The sequence below is a fragment of the Pengzhenrongella frigida genome, assembly GCF_004168625.1.
Taxonomy (GTDB): domain Bacteria; phylum Actinomycetota; class Actinomycetes; order Actinomycetales; family Cellulomonadaceae; genus Pengzhenrongella; species Pengzhenrongella frigida.
In genome coordinates this window covers 66623-83139 of sequence record NZ_SDWW01000016.1, presented here as the reverse complement: position 1 = coordinate 83139, position 16517 = coordinate 66623, and the positions used below count along the sequence as shown (strand labels likewise).

At 74.2% G+C, this 16517-nt stretch carries 17 protein-coding genes and 2 riboswitches; of the genes, 9 read left to right on the top strand and 8 right to left on the bottom strand.

Annotated features, from left to right (window positions below):
• The 5 genes from EUA98_RS08605 to purQ form a co-directional block, all read left to right on the top strand.
• On the top strand, positions 1-399 hold a 399-nt coding region (locus EUA98_RS08605), incomplete at its 5' end, for a zinc-binding dehydrogenase (RefSeq protein ID WP_165372763.1).
• A 338-nt stretch (positions 400-737) separates the two neighbouring features.
• Positions 738-1103 (top strand): PadR family transcriptional regulator, encoded by a 366-nt coding sequence (locus EUA98_RS08600; protein ID WP_130102261.1) that lies wholly within the window; start codon positions 738-740, stop codon positions 1101-1103.
• Positions 1103-2251, top strand: coding sequence for a hypothetical protein (locus EUA98_RS08595; protein ID WP_130102260.1), 1149 nt, complete (start codon positions 1103-1105; stop codon positions 2249-2251). Before EUA98_RS08600 ends, EUA98_RS08595 begins: the two co-directional genes overlap by 1 nt.
• 110 nt (positions 2252-2361) lie before the next feature.
• Positions 2362-2640, top strand: a complete 279-nt coding sequence (gene purS, locus EUA98_RS08590; RefSeq protein ID WP_130102259.1) for a phosphoribosylformylglycinamidine synthase subunit PurS — start codon at positions 2362-2364, stop codon at positions 2638-2640.
• Positions 2640-3332 carry a phosphoribosylformylglycinamidine synthase subunit PurQ gene (gene purQ, locus EUA98_RS08585; RefSeq protein ID WP_207219016.1) on the top strand — a complete coding sequence of 231 codons (693 nt, stop codon included), beginning with the start codon at positions 2640-2642 and terminating at the stop codon, positions 3330-3332. Before purS ends, purQ begins: the two co-directional genes overlap by 1 nt.
• 27 nt (positions 3333-3359) lie before the next feature.
• On the opposite strand, the gene EUA98_RS08580 is transcribed toward purQ, so the two are convergent.
• Positions 3360-3668 carry a hypothetical protein gene (locus tag EUA98_RS08580; RefSeq protein ID WP_130102257.1) on the bottom strand — a complete coding sequence of 103 codons (309 nt, stop codon included), beginning with the start codon at positions 3666-3668 and terminating at the stop codon, positions 3360-3362.
• A 95-nt stretch (positions 3669-3763) separates the two neighbouring features.
• Between EUA98_RS08580 and EUA98_RS08575 the strand changes: the two genes are divergently transcribed.
• Positions 3764-4999, top strand: a complete 1236-nt coding sequence (locus tag EUA98_RS08575) for a hypothetical protein (protein WP_130102256.1) — start codon at positions 3764-3766, stop codon at positions 4997-4999.
• 51 nt (positions 5000-5050) lie between these two features.
• On the opposite strand, the gene EUA98_RS08570 is transcribed toward EUA98_RS08575, so the two are convergent.
• From EUA98_RS08570 to EUA98_RS20645, 3 genes are read right to left on the bottom strand one after another with little or no spacing between them, the layout of a single operon-like run.
• Complete coding sequence (locus EUA98_RS08570) at positions 5051-6349, bottom strand: O-succinylhomoserine sulfhydrylase (protein ID WP_130102255.1); 1299 nt, start codon at positions 6347-6349, stop codon at positions 5051-5053.
• Positions 6346-6768 carry a rhodanese-like domain-containing protein gene (locus EUA98_RS08565; protein WP_130102254.1) on the bottom strand — a complete coding sequence of 141 codons (423 nt, stop codon included), beginning with the start codon at positions 6766-6768 and terminating at the stop codon, positions 6346-6348. The genes EUA98_RS08570 and EUA98_RS08565 overlap by 4 nt, the downstream gene beginning before the upstream one ends.
• Positions 6765-7085, bottom strand: a complete 321-nt coding sequence (locus EUA98_RS20645) for a DUF1737 domain-containing protein (RefSeq protein WP_130102253.1) — start codon at positions 7083-7085, stop codon at positions 6765-6767. Before EUA98_RS20645 ends, EUA98_RS08565 begins: the two co-directional genes overlap by 4 nt.
• A gap of 4 nt (positions 7086-7089) precedes the next feature.
• Positions 7090-7189, bottom strand: a riboswitch (SAM riboswitch).
• A 118-nt stretch (positions 7190-7307) separates the two neighbouring features.
• Positions 7308-7421, top strand: a riboswitch (SAM riboswitch).
• Positions 7422-7459: 38 nt separating this feature from the next.
• Between EUA98_RS20645 and EUA98_RS08555 the strand changes: the two genes are divergently transcribed.
• Positions 7460-8866, top strand: a complete 1407-nt coding sequence (locus EUA98_RS08555) for an aminotransferase class V-fold PLP-dependent enzyme (protein WP_130102252.1) — start codon at positions 7460-7462, stop codon at positions 8864-8866.
• A gap of 33 nt (positions 8867-8899) precedes the next feature.
• Here EUA98_RS08555 and EUA98_RS08550 read toward each other — a convergent pair whose 3' ends face one another.
• From EUA98_RS08550 to EUA98_RS08535, 4 genes are all read right to left on the bottom strand, one after another.
• Positions 8900-9517, bottom strand: coding sequence for a pentapeptide repeat-containing protein (locus EUA98_RS08550; RefSeq protein ID WP_242511354.1), 618 nt, complete (start codon positions 9515-9517; stop codon positions 8900-8902).
• Positions 9518-9645: 128 nt separating this feature from the next.
• The gene (locus EUA98_RS08545; RefSeq protein ID WP_130102250.1) at positions 9646-10701 is read right to left on the bottom strand and encodes a MaoC/PaaZ C-terminal domain-containing protein; all 1056 of its coding nucleotides are present in this window, start codon (positions 10699-10701) and stop codon (positions 9646-9648) included.
• Entirely contained in the window at positions 10698-12047 is a 1350-nt protein-coding gene (locus EUA98_RS08540; RefSeq protein WP_130102249.1) for a 3-oxoacyl-ACP reductase, read from the bottom strand. Before EUA98_RS08540 ends, EUA98_RS08545 begins: the two co-directional genes overlap by 4 nt.
• Complete coding sequence (locus EUA98_RS08535; protein ID WP_130102248.1) at positions 12044-13408, bottom strand: acetyl-CoA C-acetyltransferase; 1365 nt, start codon at positions 13406-13408, stop codon at positions 12044-12046. The genes EUA98_RS08540 and EUA98_RS08535 overlap by 4 nt, the downstream gene beginning before the upstream one ends.
• A 147-nt stretch (positions 13409-13555) precedes the next feature.
• Between EUA98_RS08535 and EUA98_RS08530 the strand changes: the two genes are divergently transcribed.
• Together EUA98_RS08530 and EUA98_RS08525 are read left to right on the top strand one after the other, a co-directional pair.
• On the top strand, positions 13556-14410 hold the full coding sequence (locus tag EUA98_RS08530) for a TetR/AcrR family transcriptional regulator (protein ID WP_242511353.1): 855 nt from the start codon (positions 13556-13558) through the stop codon (positions 14408-14410).
• The gene (locus EUA98_RS08525; protein WP_130102247.1) at positions 14407-16488 is read left to right on the top strand and encodes an acyl-CoA dehydrogenase family protein; all 2082 of its coding nucleotides are present in this window, start codon (positions 14407-14409) and stop codon (positions 16486-16488) included. Before EUA98_RS08530 ends, EUA98_RS08525 begins: the two co-directional genes overlap by 4 nt.
• The last annotated feature ends 29 nt before the right edge of the window (positions 16489-16517 follow it).

Genomic DNA, 16517 nt, shown 5'->3' with positions numbered 1-16517 from the left:
GGATCGGGATCGCCCGCCGACATCGCCGCCGCCGTGCACGCGGCGACCGGCGGCGGCGCGCACGCCTCGCTCGACGCGCTCGGCAGCCCGGCGACCGCCGTCGCGTCGGTGCTCTCCCTGCGGCGCCGCGGCCGGCACGTGCAGATCGGGCTGCTGCTCGGGGCGCATGCGCGTCCGGCCCTGCCGATGGACCGGGTCGTCGGGTGGGAGCTCGAGCTGTACGGCAGCCACGGGATGGCCGCGCACGAGTACCCCGCGATGCTCGCCCGGATCGCAGCCGGGGACCTGCGCCCGGACCAGCTGGTCGGAGCGGTGATCAGCCTCGACGCCGCTCCCGGCGCGCTGGCCGCGATGGGCGCGGCCCCGACGACGTCCGGCATGACGGTCATCGCGCCCTGACGGGCGAGGCCTCCCGGCGGGCGCGGCCTCGGCGAACCTGACTGGGCGGTGCTGACAGCCGCACGTGGGGCGCCTGTCAGCTCCGGATGCCGGTGGGGCGCACCACGCGCACCGGAGGCCACTCCAGCCCCACGCGCGGCTGTGAGCATCGGGGGACCGGCCCCGGACGGCCCGCAGGGTGGGCGGCCGGACCGGGCGGGGCGCACGCGCGTCCGGCCCTGACGATGGACCGGGTCATCGGGTGGGCGCTCGACACTCAGGCACCGCCAGCCATGCTCCGCGCGGACGGACTGACCGGATGGATGCGCCGATAGGTCGTTGAGTGATATATATCGGTGATGGCATTCCGGATGACCGAGCAGTCGTATCTGGTGCTCCTCGCGCTCGCGCAGCAGCCGCGGCACGGATACGGCGTCGCCCAGGCGGTCAAGGACCTGACCGACGGGGCGGTCCGCCTCGGCGCGGGCACGCTCTACGGGATCCTCGACCGGATCGTGGCCGAGGGGTACGCCGAGGCGTCCGGAGAGCAGGTCGTCGACGGCCGCCTGCGCCGCTACTACCGACTCACCGACGCCGGCGGCGACGCGCTCGCCGCCGAGACCACGCGGCTGCAGGCGCTCGCGCGCCGCGCGCACCAGGTGCTGCGGGCCCGGCCGGCCGGTCAGCTCGGATTCACGGGGCGCACGGTCGCGAGCGCGGTCTGATGCCCGACGACGCATCGACCCCGGCCAACCCCAGGTTCACGCGGTCCGCGGCGCTCTGGCTCCGTGCGTACCCGCGCCGCTGGCGGGCCGCTCGCGCCGCCGAGATGACCGAGGTCCTCGCCGACCTCGCCGAACCCGGCGCCTCCCGGTTGGGCCTGCGCGACGCCGTCGACGTCATCCGCAACGGGTGGGCGACCCGGTGGCGCGAGCACCCGCCGGCCCGGCCCTGGCTCGCGTTCCGGCTCACCGATCGCCGACTGCCCGCCCAGTACGACGCGTGGCTCTGGGATGACCTGACTGGGGGGCTCTACCCCTTTCGGAAGACCTGGCCGGTGCTGTTCTTCGCCGCGGTCGTGGGGATCGACAACGGACCGTACCCGGGCGTGGTGGCGCTGATGGTCTGGGTCCTGCTCGGGTTCGCGGTGCGGGGCGCGACCCGCCGCGCGGCCCTGGCCCGGTACTTCCCGCGCAACCCGGACCCGTCGCTGGCGGCAGTCCTTGGACCGTCGGGCTTCCGGCGCGTCCCCCGGGCACGGATCGCCGCGCGCCCGGTGCTCAGGGCGACCGCGCTGGTCGGCCTGACCGCGGCGGGCGCGATGCTCTCGGCGGGCAGATTCGCCGCCCCTGGCGACCACGGTTCGGCCTACGACGTGCTTGGCCGGACGCTGACGCTGCCGCTCTCTCAGTACGGGTTCCCGACGGCGCTCATGGTGACCCTCAGCGTTGCCGCGCTCATGCTCACCGTCCCCGTCGCCGCCGTCCTCCTGGTCGGGCTTTCCCGCCGAGCGGCCGGGCGGCCGGCCCAGCCGCACCGCACCCTCCTCGGCGGGGGACGCACCGCGCACCAAGTGACCGCAGGGCTCGTCGCCTGGAACCTGCTGGTGGCGCTGCTCATCGCCACGAACACGGCGTTCGACTTCACCGTCGGTGTGCCCGCCGTAGCCCTCGGCGCGCTGCTCGGGCCGGCTGCGTTGGTGGGCTGGCTGGTCGTACGCCGGACCGAGCACGACGGCGGCGCGCCGCTCGCCCTGAGCGACGTCGCGCACCTGGTGGGCCGACGACGCCGTCGGCCGCTCGAGGTCGACCAGCTGGTGGCGGTCTGGACCTGGCCGGACCCGTACGCCCTACCCGCCGCTGGCGCTGACTGAGTCGCCCCGACGCCCGACCAGGGCCGGTGGGTGGCGGGCGGAGCAGCCGGGTCGATCCACTCGGTATCCTGGGCGCGCAACCACCCGCGCACCTTTGGAGTGATCCCCGCATGGGACGTGTCGTCGTCGATGTCATGCCGAAGCCCGAGATCCTCGACCCGCAGGGCAAGGCCGTCGCCGGCGCGCTCCCGCGGCTCGGGTTCGCGCAGTTCACGAGCGTGCGCCAGGGCAAGCGGTTCGAGCTCGAGGTCGACGGCGAGGTGACGCCCGAGGTGCTCGCGGCCGCGCTGGCCGCCGCCGAGACGGTGCTGTCGAACCCGGTGATCGAGGACGTCGTGCGGGTCGCCGTCGCGCCCGAGGTCGTCGGCTCGACCGAACCCACCGCCTGATGCGCATCGGCGTCGTCACCTTCCCCGGCACGCTCGACGACCGGGACGCCGCCCGTGCCGTGCGCCTGGCCGGCGGCGAGCCCATCCCGTTGTGGCACGCGGACGCGGACCTGCGCGCGGTCGACGCCGTCGTCCTGCCGGGCGGGTTCTCCTACGGCGACTACCTGCGCGCCGGGGCCATCTCGCGGTTCGCGCCCGTGATGGGCTCGATCATCGCGGCCGCGAACGGCGGCCTGCCGGTGCTCGGCATCTGCAACGGCTTCCAGATCCTGTGCGAGGCGCACCTGCTGCCCGGCTCGATGATCAAGAACGACCAGCTCACCTTCGTCTGCCGGGAGCAGGTGCTCTCGGTCGAGAACGCCGACACCGCGTGGACCCGCGACTACACCGCCGGCCAGAAGATCACCGTGCCGCTCAAGAACCAGGACGGCCAGTTCGTCGCCGACGAGCACACGCTCGACGAGCTCGAGGGCGAGGGGCGCGTCGTCGTGCGCTACCAGGGCTGGAACCCGAACGGCTCGCGCCGCGACATCGCCGGCATCACCAACGCGGCCGGCAACGTCGTCGGCCTCATGCCGCACCCGGAGCACGCGGTCGAGGTCGGCTACGGCCCCGACGGCGTCCAGGGCCCGCGCACCGGGACCGACGGGCTGAAGTTCTTCACCTCGGTGCTGCACAGCCTCGTCGGCTGAGTCCTCGGCCGAGCTCTCGCCAGATCCTCAGACCGCGACGAGCGGTCGACCGAGCGCGATCTCGCACGCCTCGACCAGACCGCCCGCGAGGTGGTACTTGCCGCGGAAGATCGCGTCGAGCACCTCGAGGTCGAGCCGCACCTGGGGTCGGACCATGCCGCAGCCGAGCAGCGCGCCGAGGGCGGCCCGCTGGTGGCGGGTCATGCCGGTGAGCGGGTGGGTCCCGGTCGGTTGCAGACCGTTGCGTTCGAGCGCGTCGGCGGCGGTCTGCAGGGCCAGGCCGAGCTCGCCGCCCGGGTTCCAGCTCGGGTACGCAAGCGGTTCGGTGGCAGCCATGAGGGGTTGGACGCTAGCACCGCCCGCGGCAGCGCGGCGAGGGGTCGCCGGCGTTGACTTGTGCCTGGTCCGGGGAACGGTGACACTCGACGGTCGTGAGCCCCGTCAGCCGTAAGCGCCAGAAGAAGCACCGCCCGAACCCCTCCTCGAACCGGCCGCAGCCCGCGTCCCGGGCCGAGCCTGCCGGTCGGACCGCCCTCGATGCGGTCTATGGCGACCTCGAGGATGCGTTGCAGGAGACGCTGCGCAGCGAAGACCCGTTCGTGGCCGAGATCCTGCTCACGGATGTCCTCGGCTCGATGCGGGGCATCGAGGCCGACGAGCCCGGCGCGCCGACCGGGACGGTCGACGCCTTCATCGACGGTCTCGCGGTTCGGGCGAATCCGGCGGCGACCGCCGCGCTGGTCGCGCTCGCCCGCCTCGCGCCCGCCGAGTCGTCGCGGATGCGTGCCCGACACCGCCTGCGGGAGCTGCCGGGGATCTTCCGGCCGGCCTGGACAGGCGCGATCGACACCTGGGCCCCCGACCGCGCGATGGTGCTCGCGGACGCGTTCGGCGACACCGCGACGGTGGCGGTGGAGTTCACCGGGACGGGTCGCACGCACGCGCTGCTGGCCCACGTCGACTTCTCCCACCTGGGCGGCTGGTGCCCGGAGGTCTTCGTCATCGAGGACACCGCGGCCGTGCGGGCGGCCATGGGCAGGGACGGCGCGGCCGACCCGGTCCATCACTACGTCGAGCTGGACCTGGCCGCGGCGCGGTTCCTGCTCGAGCGCGCGCTCGCGGCGACCGAGCGGACCGAAGCGCCCGCGACGGCCGAGGCGTTCGACGAGATGCACGCCCTGGCGCTCGCCCGGCTGCGCCTGCTCCCGGCGACGTCGGACCCGACCGCCGCGGCGAGCGTCGAGGTACGCGCGGCGCTCGTCGCGGCGGGCCTGCACGCGCCGTCGGCGCTCGACGATCGCGTGATCGCCGAACCGTCGGCTCGGGAGGCCCTGGTGCGGCAGTTCACGGAGTCCGAGCCCGCCTCGGCGCCGGTCGGGCTGGCACCGGACTCGGTCGCGCTCCTCGCGCGCGAGCTCGTGGACTACGGCTTCGACTACGACGACGGCCGCCCGCTGCGGCTCAGCCCGCTCAAGCTCGCGACCTTCCTCGCTCGCTGGCTGCCGAGCCGGGTCACGCTGACCGCGGCCGACCGAACCACCTTGCCGGCCGTGGTCACCGCGTGGGTCGACTTCGCGCTCGCCGGGTCGCCGTTGCCCGCGGCCGCGGACGCCGACCTGCGCGCCGCGCTCCCCGGTCTCCTCGCCGCAGTCACGGCCGCCGACTGACGGCTGACGACTAAGCCGTCAGCCGCCAGAGGTCATCCGCCAACCGCCAGCTCAGACGGTCGGGACCCCGAGCGCCCGCGCCAGGTCGTCGATCAGGTCGAGCGGGTCCTCGAGCCCGACGGACAGCCGCACGGTCGTCTCCGCGATGCCGACCGCGGCGCGACCGGCCGTACCGAGCTTGCGGTGCGTCGTCGTCGCGGGGTGCGTGACGATCGACTTCGCGTCGCCGAGGTTGTTCGAGATGTCGATGACCTCGAGCGCGTCGAGGAACTCGAACGTCGCCTTCTTGGCGACGTCGGGGACCGTGCCGTCCGGAACGGCGAGGTCGAACGTGACCACTGTCCCGCCGCCCGACATCTGCGCCCGGGCGAGATCGTGCTGCGGGTGCGAGGCGAGGAACGGGTAGCGCACGCGGGCGATCTGCGGCTGCGCCTCGAGCCAGGTCGCGAGCTGGAGCGCGGCCGCCGTCTGCGCCCGCACGCGCAGCGACATCGTCTCGAGCCCCTTGAGCAGCACCCACGCGTTGAACGGGCTCAGCGACGGGCCGGTGTTGCGCAGGAACAGCTGGACCGGGCCGGAGATGAACTCGCGCGACCCGAGGATCGCCCCGCCCAGCACCCGCCCCTGCCCGTCGATGTGCTTGGTGGCCGAGTAGACGACGACGTCGGCCCCTTGCGTGAGGGGCTTCTGCAGCACGGGCGTCGCGAACACGTTGTCCAGGACGACGACGGCGCCGGCCGCGTGCGCGAGGGCGCTCACCGCGGCGACGTCGACGATGTCCTGCATCGGGTTCGACGGCGTCTCGAAGAACACGACGGTCGCGGGGGTCGACAGGGCCTCGACCCACTGCTCGGGCACGTGCGCGTCGACGTAGTCGGTCCGCACGCCCCACTTGGCGAAGATCTCGTCGAAGATCACCAGGCTCGAGCCGAACAGCGCGCGCGCGGCGACGATCCGGTCACCGGCCTTGACCAGCGCGGCCAGCGCCGTGAAGACCGCCGACATGCCGGTGGCCGTCGCGTAGCAGGCCTCGGCGCCCTCGATCAGGCGCAGGCGCTCCTCGAACGTGGACACGGTCGGGTTGCCGTACCGCGAGTACAGGAACCGGTCGGTCGAGCCCGCGAACGCCGCCTCGGCGTCGGCCGCATGGGCGTAGACGTACCCCTGGGTGAGGAACAGGGCCTCGGACGTCTCGGCGAACGGGGTGCGGACGTGCCCGCCGCGCACGGCCAGCGTGTCGGGGCGCAGCCGCTCGAGCGGCAGCGAGCCGTCGTCCCAGGCGCCCGGCCCGGGGACGTGCGCTGCGCCGGGCCCGGCGCCGTGACCGGCGGTCTCGCCGACGTCGCTCACGACTGCCGCCAGGGGAGGCCGGCGGCTCGCCAGCCGGACCGGCCGCGGTGCGCGGCCGGGTCCAGGTCGCCCTCGAAGCCCTCGAGGATGTTGTACGCCGGGCCGAACCCCGCCGCCGTGGCGGCCTTCGCCGCGGCCACCGAGCGCACGCCCGAGCGGCACAGGAACAGGACCGGTCGCCCGTCGCCCACGGCCAGGCCTGCGCCGGTCAGCTGCGGGAGGAAGGTCGGGTTCACCGCCCCGCTGGGGTAGCCGACCCACTCGACCAGCGCGGCCGCCCGGCCCAGCGTGCCGACGTCGGGCACCCCGACGTAGCGCCACTCGGCCTCGGTGCGCACGTCCACGAGGACCGCGCGCTCGTCGCCGGCGAGCAGGTCCCAGGCCTGCGCCGGGGTCAGGTCGCCCGCGTAGCCGCTCACGACTGCGCCTCGGTCACGGCGGACCACGACGGCACGGTGGATTCCGGCGACGAGTCGAGCACGACCGCCTGCGCCGCGATCACCCGCACGCCGTTGAACGTGACGGTCGGGTTCCCGTGCAGCCGGTAGCCGTCCGCGAGGGCGGCGCTGACGCGCTCGCAGAAGGCGCGGTCATCGGGGCCGGTCAGCAGCCGGTACCGCAGCCGCTCCTCGGGGGCGGGGACCGTCTCGTCGGCGAGGACGTCGGCCGCCGCGGGTGCGCCGGTCCCCGTCGGGTCGCCGCTGCCCGACGTCGCGGGGGTGGTCAGGGTGCTCATGTCGCCTCCATCGGTCCTGGCGGTAGCACCCTCGACCACAGGCGAGCTGCGGGGGGTTGCTGCGGCGTCGTCGAGCCAGATCTCTCGGCCGCTCTGGATGGTGTCGGCGAGCGTACGTGCCGGGGGTGGGTCTCACCAAGCCGTGGGACCAATTCGTCCGATTGCTGAGACATTCCGTCTCGGCGTTGACAGCCCGGCGGGTGGGGGCCGATCCTCGATGCAGGTCACGAGTGCCAGCAGATAGCCCCGGCTTGCTGGCCGGCAACCCTCCAACCGCGGTGGGGTGCCCCGGGTGACGACCTGGCCCCGACCACTCGGTCGAGGCAAGCGCGGACTGCCGCCTGGTGGTCCGATGGATCCGCCGGAGGACTCTCATGACCGTCACCACCGAACTCGGGACCGCAACCTGCGGGCCGACGACGCCGACCCCTCGCTCACCCGGTGCAGCGCTGCTGCCCGTGGTCGGAGCATCGACCCAGGTGCCGCTGTTCGACGGCACGACCCGCACCTACGCCAATCTCGACTACGCGGCCAGCGCGCCCGCGCTCGAGTCCGTCGCCGCGCGGGTGACCGAGGTGCTGCCGCTGTACGCGAGCGTGCACCGCGGCGCGGGCTACCTCTCGCAGGTCTCGACGGCGCTGTACGAGGCGTCCCGGCAGACGATCGCGCGGTTCGTGGGGGCGCGCCCGGACGACGTCGCGATCATCACGCGCAACACGACCGATGCGCTCAACCTGCTCACCGGCTGCGTCCCGGCCGGCGGACGGGTGCTCGTGCTCGACGTCGAGCACCACGCCAACCTCCTCCCGTGGCAGCGGCTGGACGCGACGGTGCTCCCGATCGAGGACACCGTCGTCGCGACCCTCGCCGCGCTCGAGCGCGAGCTGGCGGCGTCGTCGTACGCGCTCGTCGCGGTCACGGGTGCCTCCAACGTGACGGGGGAGGCGCTGCCGATTGCGGACGTCGTCCGCCTCGCGCACGACGCCGGCGCGCGGATCGTGGTCGACGGCGCCCAGCTGGTGCCGCACCGGGGGTTCTCGCTCGAGGCGAGCGGGGCGGACTACGTGGCCTTCTCCGGGCACAAGACCTACGCCCCGTTCGGTGCGGGGGCGCTCGTGGGTCGCCGCGACTGGCTCGACGCCGGGGAGGCCTACCTCGCCGGCGGCGGTGCGGTGCGCGAGGTCCGCGCCGGCAAGACGGTCTGGACGACGTCGCCGGCACGCCACGAGGCCGGCTCGCCGAACGTGATCGGCGCGATCGCGCTGGCGCAGGCGTGCGAGGCCCTCGCCGCGCTGCCCGCCGGTGCGCTCGCTGCGCACGAGGGCCGGTTGCGCGCCCGGCTCGTGGCGGGCCTGGAGGCGATCGACGGGGTGCGAGTCTTCCGGGTCTGGGCGGACTCCGCGGATCCGGTCGGCGTGGTGGCGTTCAGCCTCACCGGGCACGACCCGGGCCTGGTCGCGGCCTATCTCGCCGCCGAGCACGGGATCGGCGTGCGCGACGGCCGGTTCTGCGCGCATCCGCTGCTCGCCCGGCTCGGCGCGCCCGAGGGTGCGATCCGCGCGAGCGTCGGGGTCGGCAGCGAGGTCGAGGCGGTGGATCGGCTGGTCGCGGCGGTGCGGACCTACGTCACCGCCGGTCCGGCGGCCCGGTACACGATCGTCGACGGCTGCTGGACGGTGGCCGACGACCCACGTCCCCTGATCCAGATCCACGGCCTGAGCGGGCTGGCCGCCACGGCGGCCGCATGCACCCCCGCCCCGCTCCAGCCGTCAGCCCCCTGACGGTTCCCGCACCCTCCGCCAGAGGAGTAGGCCTCAGTCCTCGACCGTGAGGCCGAGGTGAGCCGCCAGGTGGGGAGCGAGGTCGGTGAGCTGGTCGGGGCTGATCGTGGCGCCGCGCAGGTGCGCCATGCCGCGCAGCGCGCTGAGCTCGGCGCCGCGAAGATCGACGCGGTCGAGCGCGGCGCGGGTCACGTCGAGCTGGCCGACGCGGCAGCCGACGAAGGACACCCGGATGAGCTTGGCGCCGATGAGGTCGAGCTCGCCGATCACGCAGTCCTCGAACACGACGTCGGTGAGCACCCCGTCGCGCAGGTTGAGGTAGTCGAGCTTGCCGCCCGCGATCCGGACCCGCGTCAGGTGGGCGCCGTAGGCCGTCACCGCGCCGAGGCGGCAGCCGGTGAGCGCGACGTCGCGCCACGCCGAGTCGACCGCGCCGAGCGTGTGGGCGCGCACCTCCGTCAGCTCGGTGTCCGCGATCTGCGCGCGGGTGAGGCTGGCATCGTCCAGGGCGCACCCGGCGATCCGGCAGCCGAGGAAGCGGGCGTTCTCGGCGTCCTGACCGCTCAGGTCCAGGTCGCGCAGCTCGAGACCGTCGTAGTCGCCGTCGGGCTCGAGCTCCCCCGTGAACGGGGCCAGGTCATGCAGCTTCACGTCTCCGATGCGCCGTTTCACGCCCCGACCCTGCCATGCCGGACGCCCCGTTGCCCCGGTCCGACGCGCCGGGCGGTCCCGCGCCGGGGCGCCGGTCGTCCCGCCAGCAGCAGACTCGGCCGCCTCGGTCAGGAGCGGGGTACGACGGCGCCCGAGAAGTGCACCCGGCCCGAGCCGGCGTTCCAGCCGGTGTACCCGAAGCCGCCCGTTGCGCCGTCGGTCGCGATCCGGACGGTGACCGTTCCGGGCAGCAGGACGGGACCGGCGAACTCGACCGTCCAGGTGAACGCCTCGGTCCGCGCGGCGCCGACCTCGGCCAGGGCACGGGACGCCGTGTACATCCCGTGCGCGATGGCCCGTGGGAACCCGAGGGCGCGCGCGGTCAGGGCCGACAGGTGAATCGGGTTCCGGTCGCCCGACACCGTCGCGTACCGACGGCCGATGTCTCCGGCGAGCCGCCACTGCGCGGTGGCTGTCGGCGCCACCCAGGGGTCGGACCCCGCGCGACCCGGGGCGCGCCCGGGGTCCGCCGCGTCGCGGGGCAGGAGGTGGGTGCCCTTGGCGAGGTAGGTCGAGGTGCCGCGCCACGCGAGCTCGCTGCCGTGCGGGCCGGTCGCCACGCGCACCTCGGTGACCAGCTCGACCTGGGTCCCCGAGCGGTGCGCCCGCAGGTCGCGCGCGTAGGCCCGCACGTCGAGCACGTCACCGAGGGACACCGGGCGCAGCTGCTCGACCCGGTTGGCGAGGTGCACCATCCCGGCGAGCGGCAGCGGGAAGTCCGGCCGGACCATCAGCGCCGTGGCCACCGGGAACGCGAGCACGTGCACGAACCCGGCGGGCAGCACGTCCGAGGCGCTCTCGCCGAGCAGGTGCTGGTACGCCGTCAGGTGGTCGGCTCCGGCCCGCAGGCCGTGCGCGACGTAGACGACGTCGGGCAGCGTGCTGCTCGCCCGGCCGAGCCGGGATGCGACCGCGTGCCGGGCCGAGGTCCCGACGCCGCGCGCGTAGAGCCCGCCGAGCCCGGGGACGGCCGCGAGCACCACCTCGGTCCGTCCCCGCAGCGTCGGCTGCTCGGGCGTGACCGGCCGGTCCTGCGCCGCGCCGGCAACCAACCCGGCCCCAGCCCCAGGACCGGCCCCAGCCCCAGCCCCGGCCCCCGGGGCCCGGACCGCCGGGGCTCTCATGCGCCGACCAGGTTCTGGCCGCACACCCGCAGCACCCGCCCGACGACGCCGCCGGCCTGCGGCGAGGCGAGGAACGCGACCGCCTCGGCGACGTCGACCGGCTGCCCGCCCTGCTGCAGCGAGCTCGCGCGCCGGGCGATCTCGCGGGACGCGAACGGGATCTTCGCGGTCATGTCGGTCTCGATGAACCCCGGTGCGACCGCGTTCGCCGTGCCGCCGAACGCGGTGAGCAGCGGCGCCGTGGCGCGCACCATGCCGATGACGCCGCTCTTGGACGCCCCGTAGTTCGTCTGGCCGCGGTTGCCCGCGATGCCGCTGGTCGAGGCGAGCGAGACGATCCGCGGGGCGCGGGTGAACTCGCCGGACACCAGCAGCTGCTCGTTGATCCGCAGCTGGGCGGCGATGTTGACCGCGATCACGGCAGCCCACTTCTCGGGCGTCATGTTCACCAGCAGCTTGTCGCGCAGGATGCCGGCGTTGTGCACCACGATGTCGAGGCTGCCGTACCGGCGCAGGGCCAGCTCGAGCAGCCGGTCGCCCGCGTCGGGCGCGGTGACGTCGAGCTGGAGGGCGGTCCCGCGGATCTTGTTGGCGACCTTGGCCAGGGCCTCGCCGGCGGCCGGCACGTCGACCGCGATGACGGTCGCGCCGTCGCGTGCGAGCGTCTCGGCGATGGCCGCCCCGATCCCGCGGGCGGCCCCGGTGACCACCGCGACCCGGCCGGCGAGCGGCCGGTCCCAGTCCTCGGGGAGCGTCCCGGCGGTCGTGTCCACGGTCAGCAGCTGCCCGTCGACGTAGGCGGAGCGGGCCGACAGGAAGAACCGCAGCGCGCCGAGCGCCGAGGGCGCGTCGACGCCCACCCCGTCGGCGAGCTGGACCCCGTTGCCGGTGGCCCCGCCGCGCAGCTCCTTCGCGAGCGAGCGCAGCAGGCCGTCGACCCCGTGGCGCGCGGCCGCGACGGCGGGGGCGTCGTCGGCCGTGGCGACCCGGGAGAGCGTGACGACCCGTGCGCCCCGAGCGAGCGAGCGCAGGGTGGCCCCGGTGGCGAGCACGGGTTCGGCCAGCTCGTCCGGGTGCGCGATCGCGGTGAGCACCAGCACGACGGCGCCGAACGTGTCGCCCGCCGACGCGTGCCGGCGCACGTCCAGGCCCCAGCCGAGCAGCTGCTTGCCGACGGCGTCCGCGTCGGTGCCGCTGCTCGCGGCGGCCAGGACGAGCACCGGGCCGCGCACCAGCGGCTGCCCGGCCTGGAACCGCACGAGCGGCGCGGGTCGCGGCAGCCCGAGCTGCTTGGCCATCTTCTTCGTGAACCCCGAGTTGACGAGGTTCAGGTAGGTGTCGGTCACGCCGCCTCCAGGATCGCGGTGACGCCCAGGCCGCCGGCGGCGCAGACGGAGATCAGGACGCGGACCGGACGGTCGGCGTCGGTGCCGGCGAGCTCAGCCTTGCGCTCGGCCACGAGCTTGGCCGCGGTGGCCACCAGGCGTCCCCCGGTGGCCGCGAACGGGTGCCCGGCCGCCAGCGACGAGCCGGTCACGTTGAGCCGGTCGCGATCGATCGACCCGAGCGCGCCCGGGAGCCCGAGCCGGGTCTTGCAGAACTCGTCGTCCTCCCACGCGGCCAGCGCGCACAGGACCGTGGAGGCGAACGCCTCGTGGATCTCGACGAAGTCGAAGTCGTCGAGCGTGAGGCCGTTCCGGGCGAGCAGCCGCGGCACCGCGAAGACCGGTGCCATCAGCAGACCGTCCTGGCCGTGCGCGAAGTCCACCGCGGCGGTCTCGGCATCGACGACGACGGCGAGCACCGGCAGGTCGTGCGCGGCGGCCCACTCGTCCGAGGCGAGCAGCACGGCCGAGGCGCCGTCGGACAGCGGGGTGGAGTTGCCGGCCGTCATCGTGGCCGGCGTCGGGAGCTTCACGCCGAACGTCGGCGCGAGCGTGCCCAGCTTCTCCAGCGAGCTGTCCGCGCGCAGGTTCTGGTCCCGGGTCTGGCCGCGGAACGGGGTGACGAGGTCGTCGAAGAAGCCGGCGTCGTAGGCCGCGGCCAGCCGGGTGTGGCTGGCGAGCGCGAGGGTGTCCTGCGCCTCGCGGGTGATCCCCCACTGCGCGGTCGTCAGCGCCTGGTGCTCGCCCATCGTCAAGCCGGTGCGCGGCTCGACGATCCGGGGCGGCACCGGGGCGAGGTCCTTCGGCCGGATCGCGGCGACGGCCTTGAGCTTCTGGCCCACGGACCGGGCGCGGGACAGCTTCAGCAGGGCATGACGCAGGTTGTCGCTCACCGCGATCGGCGCGTCGGACGTCGTGTCGACCCCGGCGGCGATGGCCGAGTCGAGCTGGCCGAGGCGGATCTTGTTCGCGAGCCCGACGACGGTCTCGAGCCCGGTGGCGCACGCCTGCTGGACGTCGTACGCCGGGGTCTGCGGCGACAGTGCCGAGCCCAGCACCGACTCGCGGGTGAGGTTGAAGTCCTGCGAGTGCTTGAGCACTGCGCCGGCGGCGACCGAGCCGATCACCTCGCCCTGCAGCCCGAACCGGGCGACCAGCCCGTCCAGCACCGCGGTGAGCATGTCCTGGTTGCTCGCGGCCGCGTAGGGGCCACCCGCGCGGGCGAACGGGAGCCGGTTGCCGCCGACGACGACGGCGCGTCGCTGCGCCGGGCTGGTCGGGGAGCCGGAGGGGTCGGGGGAGTTCGGGGGAGATGCCGCCATGGCAGTTCCTCTCGCGTGGTCACGGATCGGGCCGGGTCGTGGAGGGGGGACTTCCGACCCAGGTCGATCGGAAGTCCCGTGATATGTCCAGAACCGACAGTACCTGATACTGTCCGTTTCGTGAGCCAAATCACACCGAGGCCGTCGATGAGGACGGGCCCCCCGCTGCCGCCGCCAGGTGAGTCCGCCGACGGTCGTTCCACCCGGTGGGTCGACCACCGGGAGGCGCGCCGAGCCGAGCTCGTGCGTATCGCCCGCAAGGTGGTGCACCAGCGCGGCCCGGACGCGTCGATGGATGAGATCGCGGCGGCCGCCAACACCTCCAAGTCGATCGTGTACCGGTACTTCAGCGACAAGCTCGGGCTGCAGATCGCGGTCGCCGAGTCGGTGGTCCTGCAGATCCAGGGCGCGCTCGAGGGTGCCCTGCGGGCGTCGGCCACGCCGCGCGAGGGGTTGCGGGCCATGGTCGGGGTGTACCTCGAGATGATCGAGTCGTCGCCCAACGTGTACTTCTTCGTGACCCGGGAGGGATCGCTCGAGTCGGGGTCCCCGCTAGGCCGGTTCCTCGACGCGGTCACCGATCTCGTCGCGGCCCCGTTCGCTCGCGCGCTGACGGAGGCCGGCTCACCGGCCGGGCCCGCGAGCCAGATCATGGCCGAGACGTGGGCATCGGGTGCGGTCGGGTTCGTACGCGGCGCCGGCGAGCGCTGGCTGCGCCACGGGGCCGACCCGGACGTGCTCACCCGCGAGGAGCTCACCGCCCAGGTGGCTGCCTGGCTGTGGGCGGGACCGGTGGGCTTCCTCGCCCGGGGCCGGTCCGCCGCCGCCCCCGACGACGCCCACGACGACGCCCCCGGCGCGGGCCCGCCCGCGACCGGTCCTTCGACCACCAGCCCGACGGCGCCTCGCCCGACGGCACCTCGCCCGACGGCACCTCGTCCCACCGAACCTCGTCCCACCGCACCCCATCCGACGACCGCACCCGCACAGGAGACCCGATGACCATCTCGAGCGATCACCCCGCCAGGTACCCGGCCAACGGGCCGGCCGTCGTCGTCGACGTCGACCGGCTCGAGCACGTGCTGCTCGGGCGGTTCGGTGCGGTGCGGCGCGAGGCGCGTGCGTTCGCGGCCGATCCGCGATTCGCGCGGATCGAGGGGTTGTCGATGGCGGAGCACCGGGCGCGCGTGCTGACGCAGGTGCAGACCCTCGCCGCGGAGGGTGACGTGCTGCGGGCGTTCCCGGCCGAGTTCGGTGGCGCCGACGACCACGGTGGCAGCATCGCGCGGTTCGAGGAGCTCGTCGTCGCCGACCCGTCGCTGCAGATCAAGGCGGGGGTCCAGTGGGGCCTGTTCGCCTCGGCGATCCTGCACCTGGGCACGGCCGGCCACCACCGCAAGTACCTTCCGGGCGCCATGTCGGTCACCGTGCCGGGTGCCTTCGCCATGACCGAGACGGGGCACGGGTCCGACGTCGCGAGCATCTCCACCACGGCGCACTACGACGTCGCGACCCAGGAGTTCGTGATCCACACCCCGTTCCGTGCGGCGTGGAAGGACTACCTCGGCAACGCGGGGCTGCACGGCACTGCCTCGGTGCTGTTCGCGCAGCTGATCACGGGCGGGGTCAACCACGGGGTGCACGCGTTCTACGTGCCGCTGCGCGACCCAGAGACGATGGAGTTCTTGCCCGGCATCGGCGGCGAGGACGACGGGCTCAAGGGTGGACTGAACGGGATCGACAACGGTCGCCTGCACTTCGACCACGTGCGCGTCCCGCGGGCCAACCTGCTCAACCGGTACGGCGACGTGGCCCCGGACGGCACCTACAGCTCGCCGATCGCGAGCCCCGGGCGGCGGTTCTTCACCATGCTCGGCACGCTCGTGCAGGGTCGCGTCTCGCTCGACGGCGCGGCCGTCAACACGAGCAAGCTCGCGCTCATCATCGCGATCACCTACGGCAACGAGCGCCGGCAGTTCTCCGGCGGGTCGGACACCGAGGAGGTCGTGCTGCTGGACTACGCCGAGCACCAGCGTCGGCTGCTGCCGCTGCTCGCCGAGACCTACGCCGCGCACTTCGCGCACGACACGCTGCTCGACATGTTCGACGCCGTCTTCTCGGGGGCCGCGGACACCGACGAGGACCGCGAGGACCTCGAGACGCTGGCCGCCGCGCTCAAGCCGATGTCGACCTGGCACGCGCTGAACACCCTCCAGACCGCCCGCGAGGCCTGCGGCGGCGCGGGGTTCCTCGCCGAGAACCGCCTCACGTCGCTGCGGGCGGACCTCGACGTGTTCGTCACGTTCGAGGGCGACAACACCGTGCTGCTGCAGCTCGTCGCCAAGCGACTGCTCGCCGACTACGCGCGCGAGTTCAAGGACGTCGACGCCGGCGGGGTCGCCCGCTACGTCGCGAACCGGGCCGCGGACGCCGCCCTGCACCGCACCCCGCTGCTGCGCGCGGTGCAGACCCTGTCCGACGGCGGAAACGTGCGCCGGTCCGCCGGGCAGCTGCGCGACGCCGACACGCAGCGCGAGCTGCTCACGGACCGGGTCGAGACGATGGTCGCCGAGGTGGCGAACGCGCTGCGGCCCGCGACCCGGTCGTCCCGCGAGGACGCCGCCGCACTGTTCAACGCCCATCAGCACGAGCTCATCGAGGCGGCGCGCGCGCACGCCGAGCTGGTGCAGTGGCAGGCGTTCACCGCCGCGCTCGGGCGCATCGAGGACCCGGGCACCCGCCAGGTGCTGACCTGGGTGCGTGACCTGTTCGGGCTGAGCATCATCGAACGGAACCTCGCCTGGTACCTGATCAACGGCCGGCTCTCGGCGGGCCGGGCGCGGACGGTGACGTCGTACATCGCCCGGCTGCTCACGCGGTTGCGGCCGTACGCGCAGGACCTCGTCGACGCGTTCGGCTACGGGCCCGAGCACGTGCGGGCGTCCATCGCGAGCGGGGTCGAGCGCGAACGCCAGGACGAGGCGCGGGCGTACTACCGGGCGGAGCGGGCTTCGGGCGATGCGCCGGTGCCCGAGAAGTCCGTGGCGCGCGCGAAGAAGAGCAAGGCCGCGGTCGCCTGACCCGCGAGGGGTGGTCCGCCGCGTCGCTC

Bases quoted from the DNA above. Each gene is read 5' to 3' on its own strand.
- EUA98_RS08600 (WP_130102261.1), top strand. From the start codon at position 738: ATGGCATTCCGGATGACCGAGCAGTCGTATCTGGTGCTCCTCGCGCTC.
- EUA98_RS08595 (WP_130102260.1), top strand. From the start codon at position 1,103: ATGCCCGACGACGCATCGACCCCGGCCAACCCCAGGTTCACGCGGTCC.
- purS (WP_130102259.1), top strand. From the start codon at position 2,362: ATGGGACGTGTCGTCGTCGATGTCATGCCGAAGCCCGAGATCCTCGAC.
- purQ (WP_207219016.1), top strand. From the start codon at position 2,640: ATGCGCATCGGCGTCGTCACCTTCCCCGGCACGCTCGACGACCGGGAC.
- EUA98_RS08580 (WP_130102257.1), bottom strand. From the start codon at position 3,668: ATGGCTGCCACCGAACCGCTTGCGTACCCGAGCTGGAACCCGGGCGGC.
- EUA98_RS20645 (WP_130102253.1), bottom strand. From the start codon at position 7,085: ATGAGCACCCTGACCACCCCCGCGACGTCGGGCAGCGGCGACCCGACG.
- EUA98_RS08555 (WP_130102252.1), top strand. From the start codon at position 7,460: ATGACCGTCACCACCGAACTCGGGACCGCAACCTGCGGGCCGACGACG.
- EUA98_RS08545 (WP_130102250.1), bottom strand. From the start codon at position 10,701: ATGAGAGCCCCGGCGGTCCGGGCCCCGGGGGCCGGGGCTGGGGCTGGG.
- EUA98_RS08535 (WP_130102248.1), bottom strand. From the start codon at position 13,408: ATGGCGGCATCTCCCCCGAACTCCCCCGACCCCTCCGGCTCCCCGACC.
- EUA98_RS08530 (WP_242511353.1), top strand. From the start codon at position 13,556: ATGAGGACGGGCCCCCCGCTGCCGCCGCCAGGTGAGTCCGCCGACGGT.
- EUA98_RS08525 (WP_130102247.1), top strand. From the start codon at position 14,407: ATGACCATCTCGAGCGATCACCCCGCCAGGTACCCGGCCAACGGGCCG.